The sequence below is a fragment of the Paenibacillus violae genome (genome assembly GCF_032461945.1).
GTDB lineage: Bacteria > Bacillota > Bacilli > Paenibacillales > NBRC-103111 > Paenibacillus_E > Paenibacillus_E violae.
In genome coordinates, this window is record NZ_JAWCUD010000004.1 from 298,590 (window position 1) to 318,078 (window position 19,489).

The 19,489-nt window shown below is 46.0% G+C and carries 18 protein-coding genes; 6 read left to right on the plus strand and 12 right to left on the minus strand.

Annotated features, from left to right (window positions below; translation table 11 throughout):
• Entirely contained in the window at window positions 1–846 is an 846-nt protein-coding gene (locus RQP52_RS15300; RefSeq protein ID WP_315952617.1) for a transketolase, read from the minus strand.
• Window positions 847–859: 13 nt separating this feature from the next.
• A complete protein-coding gene (locus tag RQP52_RS15305; protein ID WP_315952618.1) occupies window positions 860–2,293 on the minus strand; it encodes an L-fucose/L-arabinose isomerase family protein in 1,434 nt (477 codons plus the stop codon).
• 273 nt (window positions 2,294–2,566) lie between these two features.
• On the opposite strand from RQP52_RS15305, the gene RQP52_RS15310 reads away from it, so the two are divergent.
• On the plus strand, window positions 2,567–3,616 hold the full coding sequence (locus RQP52_RS15310; protein ID WP_315952620.1) for a LacI family DNA-binding transcriptional regulator: 1,050 nt from the start codon (window positions 2,567–2,569) through the stop codon (window positions 3,614–3,616).
• Window positions 3,617–3,802: 186 nt separating this feature from the next.
• Here RQP52_RS15310 and RQP52_RS15315 read toward each other — a convergent pair whose 3' ends face one another.
• A complete protein-coding gene (locus RQP52_RS15315) occupies window positions 3,803–4,225 on the minus strand; it encodes a universal stress protein (RefSeq protein WP_315952622.1) in 423 nt (140 codons plus the stop codon).
• Window positions 4,226–4,423: 198 nt separating this feature from the next.
• On the opposite strand from RQP52_RS15315, the gene RQP52_RS15320 reads away from it, so the two are divergent.
• From RQP52_RS15320 to RQP52_RS15340, 5 genes are read left to right on the plus strand one after another with little or no spacing between them, the layout of a single operon-like run.
• Window positions 4,424–5,983 carry a spore germination protein gene (locus RQP52_RS15320; RefSeq protein ID WP_379173014.1) on the plus strand — a complete coding sequence of 520 codons (1,560 nt, stop codon included), beginning with the start codon at window positions 4,424–4,426 and terminating at the stop codon, window positions 5,981–5,983.
• A 29-nt stretch (window positions 5,984–6,012) separates the two neighbouring features.
• A complete protein-coding gene (locus RQP52_RS15325) occupies window positions 6,013–7,194 on the plus strand; it encodes a Ger(x)C family spore germination protein (RefSeq protein ID WP_315952624.1) in 1,182 nt (393 codons plus the stop codon).
• Between the two features lie 5 nt (window positions 7,195–7,199).
• Window positions 7,200–7,439 (plus strand): hypothetical protein, encoded by a 240-nt coding sequence (locus RQP52_RS15330; protein ID WP_315952625.1) that lies wholly within the window; start codon window positions 7,200–7,202, stop codon window positions 7,437–7,439.
• 27 nt (window positions 7,440–7,466) lie between these two features.
• Entirely contained in the window at window positions 7,467–8,570 is a 1,104-nt protein-coding gene (locus tag RQP52_RS15335) for a GerAB/ArcD/ProY family transporter (RefSeq protein WP_315952626.1), read from the plus strand.
• Window positions 8,571–8,586: 16 nt separating this feature from the next.
• A complete protein-coding gene (locus tag RQP52_RS15340) occupies window positions 8,587–9,690 on the plus strand; it encodes a GerAB/ArcD/ProY family transporter (protein WP_315952627.1) in 1,104 nt (367 codons plus the stop codon).
• 31 nt (window positions 9,691–9,721) lie between these two features.
• Here the strand turns inward: RQP52_RS15340 and RQP52_RS15345 are convergent, their stop codons facing one another.
• From RQP52_RS15345 to RQP52_RS15385, 9 genes are all read right to left on the minus strand, one after another.
• Window positions 9,722–10,690: a 2-hydroxyacid dehydrogenase gene (locus RQP52_RS15345; RefSeq protein WP_315952628.1), complete on the minus strand. Its 969-nt coding sequence runs from the start codon at window positions 10,688–10,690 to the stop codon at window positions 9,722–9,724.
• 52 nt (window positions 10,691–10,742) lie between these two features.
• Complete coding sequence (locus RQP52_RS15350) at window positions 10,743–11,942, minus strand: MFS transporter (RefSeq protein WP_315952781.1); 1,200 nt, start codon at window positions 11,940–11,942, stop codon at window positions 10,743–10,745.
• Between the two features lie 65 nt (window positions 11,943–12,007).
• Entirely contained in the window at window positions 12,008–12,667 is a 660-nt protein-coding gene (locus tag RQP52_RS15355; protein ID WP_315952629.1) for a hypothetical protein, read from the minus strand.
• Between the two features lie 348 nt (window positions 12,668–13,015).
• Window positions 13,016–14,287, minus strand: a complete 1,272-nt coding sequence (locus RQP52_RS15360) for an ABC transporter substrate-binding protein (RefSeq protein ID WP_315952631.1) — start codon at window positions 14,285–14,287, stop codon at window positions 13,016–13,018.
• Window positions 14,288–14,356: 69 nt separating this feature from the next.
• A complete protein-coding gene (locus RQP52_RS15365; protein WP_315952632.1) occupies window positions 14,357–15,511 on the minus strand; it encodes an efflux RND transporter periplasmic adaptor subunit in 1,155 nt (384 codons plus the stop codon).
• Window positions 15,512–15,553: 42 nt separating this feature from the next.
• Window positions 15,554–16,414 (minus strand): carbohydrate ABC transporter permease, encoded by an 861-nt coding sequence (locus RQP52_RS15370; protein WP_315952634.1) that lies wholly within the window; start codon window positions 16,412–16,414, stop codon window positions 15,554–15,556.
• A gap of 12 nt (window positions 16,415–16,426) precedes the next feature.
• Window positions 16,427–17,290 carry a carbohydrate ABC transporter permease gene (locus tag RQP52_RS15375; RefSeq protein WP_315952635.1) on the minus strand — a complete coding sequence of 288 codons (864 nt, stop codon included), beginning with the start codon at window positions 17,288–17,290 and terminating at the stop codon, window positions 16,427–16,429.
• Window positions 17,291–17,406: 116 nt separating this feature from the next.
• Entirely contained in the window at window positions 17,407–18,495 is a 1,089-nt protein-coding gene (locus RQP52_RS15380) for a sensor histidine kinase (protein ID WP_315952637.1), read from the minus strand.
• On the minus strand, window positions 18,488–19,180 hold the full coding sequence (locus RQP52_RS15385) for a response regulator transcription factor (RefSeq protein WP_315952639.1): 693 nt from the start codon (window positions 19,178–19,180) through the stop codon (window positions 18,488–18,490). Before RQP52_RS15385 ends, RQP52_RS15380 begins: the two co-directional genes overlap by 8 nt.
• Window positions 19,181–19,489: the final 309 nt, after the last annotated feature.

The following is a 19,489-nucleotide window of genomic DNA, read 5'->3' on the forward strand; positions in this document are numbered from 1 at the left end:
TTAACGCACCTGTCCTTTCTGCTCGTAGTTGTCGAATGTTGCGGCGAGCTCGGCCAGAGCTTTCTCCAACTCAACTTGGTTAGGCACATGATGATGCCAGTGTGGAACATTTTCGGCAAAAGAAACACCTTTGCCCTTCACCGTATTCGCCATGACAAGCGTCGGTTTGCCATTCATTGCCGGTACGGCCTCAAAAGTCTCGATCAAAGCCTGCATGTCGTTGCCGTCAATCGACACAACATGCCAGCCAAAAGCCGCCCATTTGTCCTCAAGCGGATCCAAGCCCATAACGTCTTCCGTTGAGCCGCTGATCTGCAGCCGATTGCGGTCGATAATCCCGATTAAATTATCTAATTTATAGTGAGATCCCGCCATCGCGGCCTCCCATACCGAACCTTCCGCCTGCTCGCCGTCTCCCATGAGACAATAAGTTCGATAGGCGGCGCTGTCTTTTTTCGCGGCAAGCGCCATACCGACGGCAACCGCAAGTCCATGGCCAAGCGCACCTGTATTCATTTCGATGCCTGGCACCTTATTGTTTGGGTGTCCGATAAGTTTCGTGCCGAATTTGCTGAAGGTTGCCAGCTCCTCTTTCGGGAAAAACCCGCGGTCAGCAAGGATCGACCATAGCGATTCTACCGAATGCCCTTTACTCAAAATAAAGCGGTCACGATCTGCCGCCTTTGGGCTCGCAGGATCAATATTCATCACACGGTAATAAAGTGCTGTCAAAATATCTGTATTGCTTAGTGAACCGCCCGTGTGGCCGGTCTGAGCCTGTGCAATCATTTGCAATAAATCCATCCTGATTTGCGTTGCTTTCGCTTGAAGCGCTGAGATTTCCATAAATCCTCCTTATTTACAGGCCCTTGCCTCGCAGCCAAGCCTGAATTTCGCTTTCCGTCGGATCAACAGGATCAGGGGATAACCCCGGGATATACGAGCAAGCTTCATATAAAGCAGGAATGACATTGGCATGAATGCCTACAGAATGATGCACGTACGGCCCCTTCACAAGCTTCTCTTCCCATAGCGGCCAGTCGTTCACTTCAACCCATACATAAGATCCACGTGTATACGGGCCTTGAATTCCCTTGGCTTTCCCAAGGAATAATTGATAATCGCCATGATCGCCGTCAAAACGGGCCAGTGTCATGCCGCCTCCTTTAATCTCACCTTCGTGAGTGCCAGGCGCATGATCGTCGAACAAGAAATGCTTGCGCAGCTTAGGCTTATTTTCAACGGAGAGAGAAACAGGGAAGTTCCCGCAATGGAACAGTAATTCTCCGTTGGCGTTCTCCGGATGGCGTACCGTTAAATCGGCAAAAAAGGTCGGCGCTTCATTCATCGCAGCAGCTTGAACCATAACGGAAGTAATCGCGCCATGGATATCAGTCTCGCATGTTACCGGGATCTGTTCATCCGTCAAAATCGCGTTCGCCAGACAAGGCATAATTCCCATAGCTTCCTGCAGCGCTGACCAGCATTGGATGGCAATCGCCGTGCTGCCTGTTTGCTGCGCGTACTGCTTCATGGCTACTTTCAATGCGGCAATTCGCCTTACATCCTCTTCCGTCACTTCCGACCAGTCCAGCTTCTCCTTGATGTAATCCATCGCGTGCGCCAATTCCGAGGATTGGCCGTTTTCGATGCGCTTTGTAGCACGCTGGATGTCAACGAGCGTAATCGGGTGCAGCTCAATTCCGAAACGCTCCAGCAATTCCCCTTCATTGCACATCATCGTCCAAAACGACGACGGTCTCGGCCCGATTTGCAGGATGCGCAGCGAACGGAACTGGCGAACTACATTCGCCGCTGAGATGAAATTAGAGAAACCCCTTTCAAAAACAGGATCATTCACACGCGTGTTCGTCACATAAGAAAATGGTACATTAAAGCGTCTAAGCACCTTTCCCGTTGCAAATAGTCCGCACTGTGTATCTCGAAGCCGCATGCCATCCTCGAGCGGAGCTTCATCGCGCGGCCCCCACAACAGCACCGGCTTGCCTAGCGCTTTACCTACTCGCGCAACTGTGTCTTCCGTACCGAAGTTACAGTGCGGGAAAAATACCGCATCCACTTGCTCTTGTTTGAACCGATCGATGATGAGGTCTGCGTTAATGTTATCGTCATAGAGAAGGCCTTCTGAATTGATCCCCTCCAGATCGACAATATCGATGTCCAATCCGAAGCTTTGGATTTTTTCCCTAATGAGCACTTTGTACTTAAACGCATCTTCCGCGCTAAAAACGAATCGGCGAGTCGGTGCGTAGCCCAGCTTTAATTTTTTCATGGATGTGCCTCCTGATAAGTTTAGCTAAACAAATAAATTATTGAGATGCAATATAACTAAAATACATATGTTTTTCTTCGTCTTCGTTTAGCTAATTTTATGAATAAACTTAATCTAACATGCCAATATTGGGACGTCAATGCTGTTTTTAACTAAAGTTTAGTTATTTTTATATAAAAAGTTTAGTGAATTCAAAACGAATTATTGCATTTCAAAGCGGTTAGGGATAAACTAAACTCACTCAACTAATTTAGTAAATGGGGATTGTTTGATTTGAAAATGGAAGACATTGCGAAAATGGCCGGGGTTTCTAAATCGGCGGTATCACTGGCTCTAAACGGCAAAACGGGGATTAGCTCGGAGACACGCGACCGTGTACTTGAAATTGCCAGAGAAAGCGGTTATTCCCCGAAGCCTCGGGCATCCGCTGTCGAAAACGCCGTGAAATCACTCTCATTTCTCGTTTTCACCAACTCGGGTATCGTGCTTGAAGCCTATTACCAGCAGCCCTTTTTTAGAGAGCTGATTCATTATATTGAGGATCGCTGCCGATCTAAAGGCTATTCCTTGCTTTTCTCTTCGGTAGATATGGAGTATTTCGAACGCGAAATTCGGACGCTTGCGGAGGATAACCAAAGCGACGGCATTATTTTACTTGGGAATAACCTTAGTCCGGAGGAGATTCTGGATATTTCAAATCGCCTAGGACCTCACCTCGTTGTGCTCGATAATTGCTTTGATAAGCTGCCTGTTCATTTTGTGAGCATGAATAACTTCATGGGAGCCTATCAAGCGGGGGTTCATCTAAGCGGTATCGGACATACAGAAATTGGATATATTGCCTCCAATGTTCGGATTCAGAACTTTGAAGAGCGCAAAATTGGCTTTTATGAGGCATTGCATGAACAGGGACTCGAAATCCATCCCGATCATATCTTTGCTGTAGCGCCGACAATGTTATCGTCTCAGGAAGATCTTAAGAAACAAATAAAGGCGTATATGGAAACGGACCGACAACTGCCAACCGCTATCTTCTGCGAATGTGATTACATCGCGATTAGCGCTATGAAGACGTTATCGGAGCTAGGCATCCGTGTGCCCGAACAAGTATCTGTCGTTGGGTTTGACAATATTTCGGAGTCTCGCATCATTTCACCGGAGTTAACCACCGTTCACGTCGAGAAAAAACGCATGGCTCAATTAGCGGTTGATCTACTGATCGAATCCATCGAACATGGTGTCGAGGCCACCTCCAAAATCAGGGTGGACACCCGTTTTGTTGAGCGGCACTCCTCTCATCCGCCGCGCAGCAGCGCTAATTGATGCTAGAAGTTAGGTTCCACTTTACATATTGGCAATGGATTGATTGTGCCCCTTGTGATTTTGGGGAACTACAGGACACTATTTGATGTAAAATTAGCAATTTGTGAGTTGGGAGGCTGCCCTTCGGCACCTACCACAAAAAAGCTGCACCTCTTCGGCCATCAAACCGAAAGGTGCAGCTTATTTTCATTTTATGATCAAGACCGGGCAGTTCGCATGTTTGATCACACCATGACTTACACTGCCGAGGAGAATTTCCGACATGAGGCCGACACCCCGGCAGCCCATCACGATCAAGTCGTGGCCATCTGTATCTGCCTGATGGCAGATGGTCGTTGACGGGTCCCCAGTCAACGTCACACTTTTGAAAGCTATTCTGCTCTCCATCAATTTCGCGGAAGCAGGTTCAACAATCTTCCGCCCTTCATCGGCCAGTGTGTCACTAAGCGGAACGCTTATCGGTGGATCATTTAAGATGATCTGAGGACTCACATGAATAATCGTTATGCGAGCATTCGGATATCCGTGCTTGGAGAGCTTGATCGCATGATCCAAGGCCCGATCGGATTGCTGCGAACCATCGATAGGAACAAGAATATGGTTGTACATAGGTTTTTCCTCCTTTGATCGTTGCCTGTACGTTAACTAGTCACTTCCCAGCAGTAAACCATCCTAAGCATACATACCCAAATCCGTGTTCCTTGAAACCATCATGTTCACGCCACGCTTTTTTGCTCACACGCATACCTCAGGAAACTTAAGGAAAAGATACTAGCACAACATCCTAGAGCTTGGAGAAAATACCATATGTTCGCTCGTTGGCTGAGCTCCAAAAAACATCCGAGTCTTCCTAAACCAAACACCATTGTGGAACCAGCGGCTTCCATGCCTTTATTCGCAACCATCCAGGAAAATACGGATTATGTCAGGCAAGCTCTCGGAAACAGCACGGATATTGTGATTAGAGAGTTTACCTATAACTCGATAACAGAGGACGTCGCTATTTTATACACCGATGGCCTTGTGGATGGGAATGTCATTAACGATTTCGTTATGCGAGCTATGATGACAGATACCATGGACATTGATCCTGCTCAAAACCCTTTTGACGTCTTGGAATTACATACGTTGACGATTGGTGAAATTCAGAAAGTTTCCGATATGAAAAAATTGTTTCATCATATCTTATCGGGCGACTCGGTTATCTTGATGAACGGCTACACGACAGGTCTTGCAGCAAGTACGAAAGGCTGGAAAGACCGTGGTGTAACGGAGACCAATGTTGAAACTGTTGTCCGCGGACCGCGCGAATCATTCTCTGAATCGATTCGAACGAATACGGCACTCATCCGCCGGAAAATTAAAGATCCGAATTTATGGGTGGAAACTTTTCAAGTCGGCAATGTGACCCAAACTGACGTCGTGCTGATGTATCTGCACGGGATCGCCCAGGATTCTCTTATTATTGAAGCCCGCAATCGTCTGAATCAGATAGACATTGACGGGATCTTCGAAAGCAGCAATATCGAGGAGCTTATCCAGGATGAAGTCATCACGCCTTTCCCAACCGTTTATAACTCGGAACGTCCGGACGTCGTCGCACTTGAATTAATTCAAGGCAAAGTTGCCATTCTCGTCGACGGCACCCCTTTCGTGCTGATCGCTCCCGCCTTGTTTGAAACCTTCCTCAAAGCTTCCGAGGATTACTATCATCGCGTGGATATCAGCACGTTAGTCCGGATACTCCGTTATGCCGGGTTTCTCATCGCTTTATTAGCGCCATCCTTCTACGTGGCCATCACGACTTTTCATCAGGAAATGCTCCCAACGCAGCTGCTCATTTCCCTTGCTGCGCAGCGAGAAGGCATTCCCTTCCCGGCTTTCATCGAAGCTTTGCTGATGGAAATCACATTCGAAGTGCTGCGGGAAGCCGCACTGCGGATGCCGCGAAGCATCGGTTCGGCGCTGTCCTTCGTCGGGACATTGGTCATCGGGCAAGCAGCCGTTGAAGCCGGTATTGTATCGGCTGCGATGGTTATCGTGGTATCCATTACCGCGATTTCCAGCTTCGTCTTTCCTTCCTATGACTTATCGAACGCCATTCGCATCTTGCGGTTCCCATTGATGGCTTTAGCGGCTTCCTTCGGATTTTTCGGGATACTGGCAGGACTTCTTGGATTAATTTTACATCTGAACAGTTTACAATCGTTTGGCGTGCCTTATTTAAGCCCTTTTGCTCCTCTGGAATTAAACAAACAAAAGGATGCCTTGTTTCGATTGCCTTTTCAGTCGTTATTTTCCCGAGTTCGTACGATCCATACCAACAACGTTGTTAAGAAAGCAAAAAGAAAACCATTCCGACCTTAAGGGAGGCACGAGGTCATTTGATATCCCGGATGCGACTAACAGCCTGCTTATTCCTGATCATTTTCCTAGTAAGCGGCTGTTGGAGCCGCAGAGAACTGAACGATATCGCGATTGCAGAAGGTGTCGGCATCGATATCTCGGATGGCCAGTTTGAGTTAACCGTTCAAATTGTGAACCCGCGGAGTGTGACGAAGGAAAAAGGGAATGCCGAAGTTCCTATCATCGTCTATTCTTCCAAAGGCGTGACCCTGAATGAAGCAGTCAAAAGATTGACATCGTCGATCTCAAGGAACATCTATTTCGCCCATATACGAATCCTTGTCATTTCAGAGGATCTCGCCTCCAAAGGAATTGTCAATGCGATGGATTATCTCATGAGAGGAAGCGAATTCCGGACTGATTTTGACGTTGTCATTGCCAGAAACAACACAGCCAAGGACTTATTAAGCGTCATGACACCGCTAGAGAAAGTTCCGGCCAACTATATCTTTAATTCTCTAGAAGCTGCAAAAAAAGAGTGGACTTCTGCGGTCACAATTAAACTCGATCAATTATCGAGCGGTCTCGTTACCCCAGGAAAAAGTTCCGTTGTCTCCGGCATACAAATTGTAGGTGAACCTACAACGGGCAAGCGCAATAACAATATCGACTACACGTCCCCCCGGGTGAAGTTGCAATATTCGGGCAATGCGGTCTTTAAAAAAGATAAACTCGTCGGATGGTTGAACGAGAAAGAGTCCCGCGCTTACTCTGTCATTACCAATCAATCCATGCGCTCTTCGATTCACCTCGTCTGTCCCGATGGCGGAAACATTGGTATCGATATTGCCCGCGTCAAAAGCAAGATACACGCTGTTATCAAGAACGATAAACCTGAAATTTATATCAACACTCGGACAGAAGGGAATGTCTCTGATGTAGAGTGTAAAATCAATCTTTTCAAAACAGAAACGATCGCCTATTTGGATGCACAGTACGTTGATTTCATTAAATCCAATATGGAGAAAACGATTAAGAAGACGCAGCAGTTAGGCACGGATATTTATGATTTCGGTGAAGCTGTCCATCGGGCTGATCCGACCTACTGGAACAAAGTCAAGGATCATTGGGAACAGGTCTTTAAGCAGTTGGAGCCACACATGAATGTGGTTGCTAAAGTGAGAGGTACAGGTACCTTGGGAGATTCTGTAGTCAATGATGCAAAGGAGTAGCCGATATGTTAATTGGCCTCAGTATACTATTAATTTCCATCCTGATTTCGTGGTATGAACTTCCGCGTTTGTGGAAGCAAGGATGTAAGAAGACAGTTTGGTTGTACCTTATCCTCATGCTGATCGGCAATGTGCTTGCTACGTTCAAAGGGATGGGAAAAACACTGCCAAATCCAGGCGACGGCATTACGTTTCTTATGGCCCCGTTAAGCAAGCTGTTATTGCAGGTCGGGTTAATCAAATGAGTTGGGCTCGGCGTAGGGAGGCAGAGCATGAACAACGAGAGTACTTTAACAGCTCGGCAGCTTATGATCTTTATTTTCTTGATTTCGCTGGGGACAACGATCCTTGTCGTCCCCTCCATTTTGACTGCACAATCCAAACAGGATGCCTGGATCGCCGGCACAACGGCCGTATGCGCAGGGATGCTTTTCATTTGGATGTATGTCAAGTTAGTCCGGATGTATCCGGATATGACGCTTTTTGATATGAATGAATATGTGTTGGGCAAATGGTTTGGCAAAGCGGTAACGCTTCTCTACATCTACATCATGTTCATAATAAGCGCGCAGGTCCTCTTCTATATTGGCGCCTTCATGACAACCCAGATCATGCCTACGACACCTATCCAATCCATTCACATTCTCATGATCACGTTTACCGTCATTGGCGCAAAGCTGGGTGTGGTCATCTTAGCGAGAACCGGTGAAATCTTTTTTCCATGGATTGTCTTACTGTTTTTCTTATTGGTAGTCTTTGTGGCGCCGCAATCCAATATGAAGAATCTGCTTCCAATTGGCGAAGCAAGTTTCATCTCCATTGCACGTCCGGCTATGTTTATGATCGTATATAGCTTTTTTCCCATCGTTTTTATCCTCTGTTTAACCTCAAAGGAGGCCAGATTTCCTGCGAGGTTCGCCAAATCCTTCTTCTACGGAGGGATAACTAGCGGAGTCATGATGATTATTATCACATTACTAGGCATTCTGGTGATGGGGGCGGACCAATCGGCACGGCATGTTTATGCCACCTATGCGCTAGCCAAAAAAATTAGCGTAGGGAATTTTCTTCAACGGATTGAGGTTACGGTCGCTTTCTTATGGTTTATTTCCATTTATTTTAAGCTGACCCTCTATTTTCATGTAACACTCAAAGCCGTCGCCTCCCTTTTTCAACTCCAAAATTATAAATCTCTTGCAACGCCAACGGGTCTCATCGTGATCGTGCTTTCTTTAATGGTATACCCCAATGTAGCCTACATCCATGAATGGGATCAACATACCTGGGTGCCTCTGGGATTATTTTTCGGCTGTCTGCATCCCGGTCTGCTCATCATCATCGGCTACATGCGCAGAAAAAAAGTCAAAAACAGCTAAACAAGGATGTGCTTGTATGGGCAAAGAGTCCATCACACCGCGGCAACTCATGATCATCGTCATCCTTTATTCCATAGGTACAGCTATACTGGTCATTCCAGCGTCGATAGCCGCGGATGTCAAACAAGATGCATGGATACCACTTGCACTCAGCATAGGTCTGGGCATAATCCTGGCCCTCCTTTATACAGCAGTGGCGAAAAAATATGCGATCTCTTCACTTTTCGAAATCAACGACCTCGTTTTTGGCAAGTGGTTGGGCCGCATGATCACCTTGGGCATTACCTTTCTGACGCTTATTTTCGGCGCTCAGGACGTTTTTTACGTCGGCCATTTTATGAGCACTCAAATTATGCCTTCAACACCTATCCAGGCCATTAACATCCTATTCATGCTTGTAGTTATGATGGGAGCAAAATTGGGATTGGTTGTTTTTCTCAGAACGGCTGAAATTTTCTTTCCGTGGCTTATCCTCTTATTTACCTTATTTATGACCATGAATATCCCTAATATGGATACGAACAATCTCTTACCGATTGGAGAAGCCACCGCAATCCCGATCATTCGGTGTACGATAAGAATCCTCTGTTTTACCTATATCCCCTTATTTATTACGATTGGCCCTATTATTAATCAAGTTTCAAATGTAAAAAGGGCTAGTAAGGGATACCTTGTAGGCGTTGTGATAAGCGGTCTGACCTTGTTTTTACTCGTGGCCTCCAGTGTCCTCGTGCTTGGGCCTGATTCTGCGGCCATAGAGTCGTTTCCTAGTTATGCCTTGGCACAAAGAATTAACATTGGAAATTTCTTGCAGCGCATTGAAGTTGTCGTAGCCTTCTTATGGCTGGTCTCCATTTTCTTCAAAACATCCATGTACTTTCATACAACTCTTCGAGGTTTAGCGCACACCTTCCAATTACGCGATTACAAATCTCTTTGTACGCCCATCGGGCTAATTGTTACCGTCCTGGCTCTTGTCGTTTACCCCAATGGCGCATTTGAGCAAAAGTGGGATAACCACACTTACATTCCTCTCGCCATCCTATTGGGCATTGTTTATCCGCTAAGCGTTGTACTGATTGGTTGGATGAGAGGACGGTTGACCACAAAAAAAGCCTGACGGAGTTCAAGATTGCTCCGTCAGGCTTTACTTACTTCAACTCCGCAACAAGATTCGGCGGCACTTCCCCTTGAACACCCTTCACCAAATTCGTTGCGGCAAGCATCGCCATATCAAAACGTGTTTGATGGGTAGCCGATCCGATATGCGGCAAGGTGACGACATTCGGCATTTTCAATAACTTGTTCTCCGGATCTACCGGTTCTTGTTCGAAAACATCAAGACCCGCTCCGCGAATCTGTCCTTTTTCCAATGCGTCAATGAGCGCTTCTTCATCCACGGTTTGGCCGCGCGACGTATTAATAAAGATGGCGGTTTTCTTCATGAGCGCCAGCTCTTCGCGGCCGATTAAACGGGTCGTTTCAGCTGTTAACGGCGTCATTAACACGACAAAATCAGACTCTTGCAGCAGCTCTTGCAGCGACCTGTAAACAACACCCAGCTTCTGCTCAGCTTCTGCTTTCCGGCTGCGATTGTAGTACATGACCTCCATATTAAAACCAAACTTCGCTCGTCTGGCAATAGCCTCCCCGATGCGCCCCATGCCAATAATCCCGAGCTTCGCGTGATGAACATCGATGCCGAAAATGTGGTCATCGCTTCCTTTTTTCCACTTGCCTGCTTTCACGTAAGCGTCAAGTTCCGGTATTCGTCTTGCTGCGCCCAAAATAAGCCCGAACACCGTATCGGCCACCGTTTCATCCAATACACCCGGTGTATGCGTTCCCATAACGCCTCTGGCCTTCATGGCCGCCGTATCTAAATTGTTGTAACCTACCGACACATTGCTTACGATTTTGAGCTTTGGCGCATGATCCAACAATTCTTGATCAATGCTTCCGCCGGAGATTAAGAGTCCGTCCATATCGGACAACTCCTCCAATAGCTGTTGACGAGGAATTTCTTCTTCCCTGTCCCATTTACGATAATCGCAGTGCTGTGCGATGTACGCCTCTACTTCACTTGGAACTCGCTTTGCAAGAAAAACTTTCGGTCTCATCCTCAAAACTCCTCTCCATACTATGTAAGAATCGTACCACAAATTGCTAGATTCAGATAAGTTCTTTTTGCTTTTTTAAGATGAGGTATAAAATGAAACTGCACACGGCGCAGATCGCAGCGCACAACCCGATGAACCCATATCCGGTCTGCAGGCCGCGAATCAAACCGATTTGGGTGTCCGATCCAACCCAATTTTTGACCAATTCAATAACACCGCCAATGAGATAGTTGCCAATGACACTGCCGACGCCCATGAGCGTAACCGTGAAAGTAATGGCCGTATCGGTGCCGTTCGGGTATCTTTTGGCAATAAAGGCCATAACGGTCGGATAAATCATCGCGATACCGATTCCCGCCGCTGCGAATAGGAAGGCAAGTGGTTCCCCACCCACAATGGCGCCAAACGTGCACAGAGCAGAAAATCCGGAGAAAATAATCAGCGACAAAAGGAATCCTATTTTATCCGTAATCGGGCCCAAAATCAGCCTTGCAAGCGTAAAACAGAGGAAAAAGGCAGAAAGCATGCCGGAAGCCTTCACACCTTCCCACATGTACGCTTTCTCCAGGAAATTGACTAACCACCCGCCTACCGCGAGCTCCGATACAACGCCAAATGAAAGAATCAGGACCATGAACCACAGAACCCGATCACGCATTAGTGTTTTCAAAGGAACCCGGTCTTCATGGGCAACTTCGTCAGAGGGAAAAGAACTGCGCCATGCAAAAAGGATGGGAAGTATGGACAACGAAAGCATGACCACATACATGCCGCGCCAATCGAGCATATGCCCGAATACGCTTACAGACATAAGTCCTGTTGCAATCAACGGGGCAACGGTGGAACTAAGTCCATAGAAGCCGTGCGTGAGATTCATCATCGTTCCCGTATTTTTCACAAAGATTCTCGCCCCTAGAATCGCGAGTGCAATCTCAAGCATCCCGTTACCGATATACATGAGAAAATAGGAAGAGGAAAACATTGGAAAGCTATTGGATAAATAGATGCAAACACCTGAAAGGATCATCACGCCAAAGGCAGCGATACTGACGATTTTAATCCCCCATAGACGGGTTAAAAAAGCCGTGAAGGAGCAAGCGATGAGATAACCCAGCGCATTGAGAGACAGCAATGTCCCAAGCTGCGATTCATTCAGCATAAAATCGAATTGAATGCGAGGGATCGCAGGTCCCTTAATATTTTCTGAAAAGCCAAACACAATGAAGCCTACAAAAATCGTAGCCAGTTGCATGGCGTAAACCTTTTTGGACTGTTCCAAACGTTGTTCCACGTGGTCATTCCTCCATGCAGCTTCGTTCATTTGTAGTCGCCAATGTAATACGCAAAGATAGGTTCAATCGGTTTAAAGTACAGATAGCCGTCTTCTTCCCAAGGTTGAAAGTGCAAATCCATACGTGAATCCTGCCAGTTCTCGGGAGTCCCCTTCGTTTTCAAACGACCGGGCACAACCGGCTCTTCGATGACCTTTGGAAACTCTTGATAGCCAAACAGCAGGTTCTCGTGCATCGCAATGATTTCGTATTTGTCCCCTGTGAACGACCGCTCTTCCTGAAGCTGATAATGATAATAGATATAACTGCTGATCATCTCAGGTTTCAAATGCGCAACTCTTCCGACACGCTTCTCTACCCGCTCCTTGCGCAGCCAGTGTTCGGTATCCGCCGGCTCATTAAAGTGGAACACGTCAATCATTGGAATCCACTTGCGCGGTTCCGCATGACCAGGCCAGTCCTTCAGATAGGGGACAGCTGCGCCAGCAATCTCATCAGGACTTAACCGGCTGTCTATGCACTCATAATAGAGGAATAGACTATTTCTCCACACATAAGCAGCAGCGGTCATCAACTCACCTTGCATGATGCGTTGTTTGGCTTGCTCACTTCTTTTCAAAGCTTTTACACCCGCAGATACTTGCCCCTCTTGAAATTCCGCTCGATAGATCATTCTTGTAATCATTTAAACTCGGCCTCAACTTTCTATGAGATCATGATCAACAAAACTGATTATACCACTGTTCACCAAGGTGCGGCGCGACAAAAAAAGACCCGCAGCTCTGTGCTGAGGATCTTCTGTTTACTTCAAACTCTAAACATTCTGACCAAATCATTAAGCTCATGCCCCATCTTTTGCAATTCCTCGGTGGCTTGAAAGATATCTTCCATGGATGCCATCTGTTCAGGGGAGGAGGCAGCGAGGTTTCGAAAAAGTCGGTAATGCGTTTTATAAGCTTGTACGGATTTTTTCCCATTTTTTTATATCGATTGCCACAACTTTTTATATGAAGGTACTGCTCTGTCATGTACCCTACTCGTTCAAGAAGGTTGTTGCCTTGCTCTGGATCAGCTTTGCTACTTCCAGCGCGGACTTCTGCTCACCAAAGAAAGCTCTAGCCTCATCCCCTATCATGGCGATCACACTGCCGTCTACCATCGGATAATTATCCGCCGTACTGAGGAGCTGTTTGAATTTATTGAATTCTTCATCCGACACCTTGGGCACTTTCCCGTCCTTCAGCTTATACGTACCGCTTTTCACCTGTTCTTGAATGCTGTTTAATTTCTTCTCATTCACAGACTTAAGCAGTGAAAAGCCTTCTCTCTCTTGTAGAGACTGCCCCTCTTCCGATAACAAGAAGGCAATCACCTTCCAAGCCCCCTCTTTCACCGGAGATTTGGCTTGAATAGCAAGCTGGGTCGAGGTGACAATCCGAGTTCCACCTGTTTGCTCAGGTTTTTGCAGCAGCTTCGGATTGGCAAAAAACTGATGCAAACCATCTATAAAATCTACGGGTGATCGCAAAACGGTAGAATAGAACATTTGCTTACCTACATCCGCAGGTTCCGAGGTCATGACTTTGTCATTATACATTTTCTTAATTTGCTGCATCGCTTCAATGAACAAAGGGGAGTCGAATGTTGCCTTTTTCGCTGTAGGATCAACAAATTGTGCGTAATGATCGACCATCATTTCTTGCAGTAGAATTTCTGGCGGATCATTGGCTAACGCGTAACGTCGCTCCGTGCCGCTTTGCCCCATTTTCTTCGATGTCTCCGCAAACTGCTTCCAGGTCCAGTTCTTATCGTCAACCTTCATTTTTTCAAGAATATCTCCATCACCGACGAAAGCCCGCAGGGAGAAACCGGAAGGAATCGTATACAAACCTCCATTTAACTTTAAGGCATCCAACACATTTGTTTGCAAATCACTTTTATTCACTGTTTGGTCTTGTTGCATGAGGTCACTCATGTTCAGCAGAAGCTTTTTGTCCAAATAATCACCGATCGGCAGTGAACTGATTTCGAAGATATCAGGCCCTTTTCCTGATAGCAGAGCTGCATTCGTCGTCTTCTGGTATTTCTCATAATCATTCGTAAACTGAATTTGAAGGTCGATGTCAGGGTACTTCTCTTCAAACTTCTTCTCTAGTGTCTGGTAATAAGGATTTGCCGCTTGTAAAGACATCGTAACGACGGTTTTCCCCTTTGCCGACCCTGATCCTGTGACCTCCTTGCTTGCCGCTGAGTCATCATTGCTTCCGGAACTGCACGCGGTCGCTACCGCCATTAAAAAACTCATAATTATGATTGATTGACACTTCTTCATCGTATGAATCCTCCTATCATTCTCTCTCATCTGCATGCTTAATTACTCCAGACGTACTCGGTTTCCATCTTGTAAAGGCTCACTGCTCTCCAAGATCACCATGTCTTCCTCATAAAGGCTATCGGATTGAACCATCGTTTCTTTGCTATTTCTTTCGCTGTACTGCAACCTGACTTTACGGACTATGAATTCGTTGCCCAGCGCATTTCTCATCTCTTCCAATTTATAAACAAACATACCTTCTCGATCCTGATGAATCGCTTCATTCGATATCATCCATCCCTCTTTACGCGATCGCTTCTCCAGCTTGATTCGAACCTCCTCACCCCCCTTCAATTCAGCATCAACGACCTTCACGCGAAGAACCTTCTGAGGCACTGTTATCGTCTTGCCTGACTCTCCATCAGAGGAGCTTACGGTTCGAGATTCTGCATCCGCCATTTCATCAATTGTACCGTTGATGATACGTGTATAGGGTTCCTGACCAGCGTGTACTTCGACCTCTACCTTCTCTCCCGCCGACATCCCTAAGCTGGACAGAAGAGTTGAATCAACGGATAGATCGAAGCGGTAGCCAAGGCTACTGTTCGTGATAAGGATCTCCGGTTCTCCCGCCGAAACCAGCCCTTCCATAGCATTTACCTTCGTTATCAGGCCATCGAACGGAGCCGTCATTTCCTTATAGGCTGCCAGCTCATCTCTAAATTCGTTAATTTTGCGCTCCTGCGCAGCCAGATCGAGCTTTCTCGTCTCAAGATCGCGCCTTGCCGTTCGAATCTTGATGTCGTCCCCTTCCATGGTTGACTGGATGAACTGGTCTTGCACATTCTGAAGCTCGATGTTTTGCTTGTCCAAGTTGGTTATAGCGTCTTCCAGCTCATGTTCAGCCACTTTGCTGTCATAACGGATGAGCGGTTGCCCCTTTTTGACATGATCGCCTCCTTTAACGAGAATCTGCTGCACTTTCCACCCGGCCGTATTCGACAGTTTAGCCTCATAGAACGGTTGTAGGCTGCCGCTGCCTGCGATTGTAAATACAAGACTCCCTTTCACCGGCTTTTCCGTTCTCACTTTCGGTAATGCTAACGACTGCAAGGTATTGCTGAATAGCGTAAAAAACACAAGTAATCCCATAAAAACAAGGAATACGACTTGAATGCTTTTCTTTCGGCCTGATACAGCCGGCTCCTTTTCCAACCCCGTTCCCCCTTACTTCTCTCCTATAAACTTTTCGCAGTACTAACCCTTGAGGCCAGACAATTGAATACCTTCTATGAAGTACGATTCCGCGTACAGAAACAGCAGCACCATCGGAGCCATATAGAGCACTGATGCAGCAAAAGCAATCCCCGGCTCGCCGCTTATCCTGGATAAATATACGGACAAAGGCTGCTTGAACGGATCTTCCAGAAAAACAATCGGCTGCTCCACCATGTTCCAATAGTCAACGAATAGAAGAAGAATTAGGGCTGCCAAACCCGGCGTAATCATAGGAACAATGATGGTGTAGAAAATCCGCAAATGACCGGCTCCATCTATCTTGGCCGCTTCCATATAGGCATATGGAATTTCCAGCATGAACTGTCTAAGCATGAACACTCCGAAGGCTGCGAAAATACCTGGTAAAATGATCGCACTCGGACTATTCAAAAGCCCCAGCTTATCCGCCATCATATAATTAGGCACCAGAGTCACTTGAAACGGCATCAGCATCGTAAAGACATATACGAGAAACAAGGGCTCACGCCCTCGAAATCGCAGCTTGGAGAAGGCATAAGCGGCAAGCGATGCTACCAAGGTCTGGCCTGCGATAATCGGTACGACCATAAAAACCGAATTCCAGAACATTTCCAAATATCTAGGGCTGCCGACTAACACCTTGACATACTGTTCCAAGGTCACTTGATCCGGGAGTAATTTTATATTCACGAAACGAGCCGCTTTGTTCATCTGCCCAATAGGGCTGTAATTGATGCTGATTTCTTGTGTAGTCATTAATGAATTGGTAAAAGTAATAACAATAGGAAATAACAACACGAAGGCTATGACGCCCATAACAATCGTTAACGCAATTTTTCGCAGGATACCAGCAACAAGCACGACTCCTTCCCCCTACTCCATAAACTGCCGATACCGGCGCTCTAGTATAAACATGCCTATGACGATCAGAAGGATACATCCGGCCATCAAAACCGCCGATGCAGTCAGCTTCTGAATATCCAACGACGTGAACATGTTGTTCATATAATGTTGCAGCATATAAATACTTTCATGTGGATAATCACCCGCAATCAGGTACGTTTCCCGGAATACTTTAAACGAATTAATGATCGACATGATGACTACAAAAAATATGGTGGATGTTAGATAGACCATCGTAATACTGCCAAACCGCCGTAAGCACCCAGCGCCTTCGATTTTGGCGGTTTCGTAATAATCCTTCGGAATTTGCTGAAGCCCCGCCAAGAAAAGAATCACGTTATAACCGATGTTCTTCCATATATACACAACAATGATGACCGTTCGGGCATCATCAGTTTTCATCCAATCCACACGTGCGATCCCGTAGCTGCTTAACCAGGCATTTAAAGAGCCGTTCCAGTCCAATAAAATCTGCCAGACAAGCAGGATCGAAGCAACAGGAACGACAAGCGGCAGTACATATGCCATACGAAGCCAATTGCGAAAATAAATATTTTGGTTTAACAACAGCGCCAAGCTAAGCGAAAGCAAAAGCAAAAGCGGAACACTAACAACACTGAAGTAAAACGTATTGAGAGCTGCCTTTCGGAAGGAGTCGCTTGCAAGCAGCGCACGGTAATTATCCAATCCCACAAAGCGGCTATCTACCGTACCATCCATGAAGGAATTGTACAATCCCATGGCAAACGGGATCAGGTAGAATAGCGCAAATCCGATACCGCTCGGCGCAAGAAACATCCATGCCACTGAAGTATCCTTACGTAAACCTTTCATCTGTCCCCTCCTCTCTTACATGTAGATTAAGATGAACTTTTTAAAAAAAAGCAGGGTAAAACTTAAAGTTTTTCTAAAGTCTTGGCAGAAAAAAAACACCGCCTTGGTAGGCGATGTCAACGTTGGGGGATTCGGACTTCAAATAATGTACGAATTAAATTGCTTTGAACTGTGATGGTGCCATGATGCTGCTCTACGATATTCTTCACGATGAACAGGCCTAACCCGGAACCGCCTTTTTCATGTGTTCGGGCCATATCCCCTGTAAAAAACATATCAAAGAGATGCGGCAGCTCCTCCTGCGGAATACAATCTCCGTAATTAACCACTTGGATCACTGCCTCTCCAACATCCGAATGGCCAAGAATATCGATAAACTGCCCATCTGCGCCATAGCGAATGGCATTCGTCAGAAGATTTTCAAATACGCGTGCCAGCAGATCTCCGTCACCCCAAACGAGCAAATGCGGAGTAATATTCATTCTGACTGTTACGTTTTTTTTAGATACGACAGGGAATAATTCCTCCGATAATTGGAAGAGAAGCTCGTTGAGATCGATCGATCTTGTTTCGAGAGGAAGCGTGCCATAGTTCATTCGAGCGATTTCAAAAAGCTCGTCAATCAGCTTTTCCAATCGTTGTGCTTTCGTGTAAGCAATGCGCGTATAGTGATTCGTTTGATCCCCCGTTAGTCCATCCGATTGAAGGATGAAATCCAGATAACCAATCACTGAAGTCAGAGGCGTACGCAAATCATGAGCCAAATTCAGTACCAATTGTTCCTTGCTGCTTTCCGCAAAATCGCCCCTTTCCATCGCTTGCTGTAGCTTCTCGCTTGCCCGATTAATGTCTCTAGCCACATCTCCGAATTCATCCTTGGAGGACAGACGAATACGGCGGTTGAAATCACCTTTCGCCAGTTGGTTAATTCCATTGGATATAACATGAAAATAAGTCGCATATCGTTTCGTGGAAAGATAGAAAAAATAAAAGGAGAGAGGAAGGAAGATGACGAGAAAAAAATTGATATCCCCGATATCTCTTATGAAATAACGCACTTTCGTTAAGGGATTCTCAAACTTGGTCGTGTAGTAATAGGATTGAAGGGCTTTAAAAAGGATATAGGTAATCGCCGCTGATAGTGACATGCTTAAACCAAACCATAAAATCATTCTAAATCGAAAGCTGCGGAACATATTAGCCATGGAAGGAGTACCCCACCCCCCAGACGGTTTTAATCCGTTTGGTTTTATGCATGTCTTCCTCCAGCTTTTTCCGAAGAGAGCGAATATGCACCATGACTGTATTGCTTCCCTCATAGTAGGTCTCACGCCACACTTGTTCGAAGATATGCTCCGAACTGAAAACCTTCTTGGGATGCCGGGCTAGCAGATATAAGATATCAAACTCTTTCGGAGTTAATTCTATGGGTTGGCCATATAAAAAAACAGTACGTTCTTCGGGATAGATGAACAATCCTCCGGCCTCCAAAACGGGTCTAGCCATTTGCGTCGATAGAATGAATTGCTTTGATCGCCTCAACTGCGCGTTAACTCGCGCTACCAACTCCATCGGGTTGAATGGCTTGGTAACATAATCATCCGCTCCTCTTACCAATCCCGCAATCTTATCGAGGTCGGACGTTTTTGCGCTTAAAAAAATGATAGGGAAGTGATGCTTCTCTCGAATCTGCCTGGTTACTTCATAACCATCCCGTTTAGGCATCATAATATCCAAAATCGCCAAATCAATGACATGCGCGTCACAGGCAGCTATAGCCTCATGACCGTCAGTTGCTTTCAGGCATCCGTAGCCTTCTTTCTCTAAATGAAGCTCGATAAGATCGGCAATCTCCGTCTCATCATCAGCTATCAAAATGGTAATCGACATCCTACATCCCCACCCCTATAAATTTCATTTGTCCAATAGCAGCTATGACCTGCCGCTTAATCAAGGATAGGGAAATTTATTTAAAAAGATATGGGGCTAAAAATTAAATCTTTCTTAAATTCTTTAAAACAAAAGCAACAGGTTGACAAAAAGAATGCTTATAACTATCAATGTTACATGTAGAACAAGATCAGCAAAAGGAGTGAATATCTATGTAGCACAAATTAAAATTGCCGGCGCTGCCATGATCATGGAGAAGCTAGAAGCTAACTTATCTGCTATAATGGGGTAAACGTGTCGAATGGAAAG

Excerpts from the sequence above, each read along its gene's own strand:
- RQP52_RS15380 (WP_315952637.1), bottom strand. The coding sequence starts at position 18,495 with ATGGCTAATATGTTCCGCAGCTTTCGATTTAGAATGATTTTATGGTTT.
- RQP52_RS15385 (WP_315952639.1), bottom strand. The coding sequence starts at position 19,180 with ATGTCGATTACCATTTTGATAGCTGATGATGAGACGGAGATTGCCGAT.
- RQP52_RS15340 (WP_315952627.1), top strand. The coding sequence starts at position 8,587 with ATGGGCAAAGAGTCCATCACACCGCGGCAACTCATGATCATCGTCATC.
- RQP52_RS15315 (WP_315952622.1), bottom strand. The coding sequence starts at position 4,225 with ATGTACAACCATATTCTTGTTCCTATCGATGGTTCGCAGCAATCCGAT.
- RQP52_RS15300 (WP_315952617.1), bottom strand. The coding sequence starts at position 846 with ATGGAAATCTCAGCGCTTCAAGCGAAAGCAACGCAAATCAGGATGGAT.
- RQP52_RS15325 (WP_315952624.1), top strand. The coding sequence starts at position 6,013 with ATGCGACTAACAGCCTGCTTATTCCTGATCATTTTCCTAGTAAGCGGC.
- RQP52_RS15330 (WP_315952625.1), top strand. The coding sequence starts at position 7,200 with ATGTTAATTGGCCTCAGTATACTATTAATTTCCATCCTGATTTCGTGG.
- RQP52_RS15360 (WP_315952631.1), bottom strand. The coding sequence starts at position 14,287 with ATGAGTTTTTTAATGGCGGTAGCGACCGCGTGCAGTTCCGGAAGCAAT.
- RQP52_RS15335 (WP_315952626.1), top strand. The coding sequence starts at position 7,467 with ATGAACAACGAGAGTACTTTAACAGCTCGGCAGCTTATGATCTTTATT.
- RQP52_RS15305 (WP_315952618.1), bottom strand. The coding sequence starts at position 2,293 with ATGAAAAAATTAAAGCTGGGCTACGCACCGACTCGCCGATTCGTTTTT.
- RQP52_RS15350 (WP_315952781.1), bottom strand. The coding sequence starts at position 11,942 with ATGCAACTGGCTACGATTTTTGTAGGCTTCATTGTGTTTGGCTTTTCA.
- RQP52_RS15320 (WP_379173014.1), top strand. The coding sequence starts at position 4,424 with ATGTTCGCTCGTTGGCTGAGCTCCAAAAAACATCCGAGTCTTCCTAAA.
- RQP52_RS15375 (WP_315952635.1), bottom strand. The coding sequence starts at position 17,290 with ATGAAAGGTTTACGTAAGGATACTTCAGTGGCATGGATGTTTCTTGCG.
- RQP52_RS15355 (WP_315952629.1), bottom strand. The coding sequence starts at position 12,667 with ATGATTACAAGAATGATCTATCGAGCGGAATTTCAAGAGGGGCAAGTA.
- RQP52_RS15345 (WP_315952628.1), bottom strand. The coding sequence starts at position 10,690 with ATGAGACCGAAAGTTTTTCTTGCAAAGCGAGTTCCAAGTGAAGTAGAG.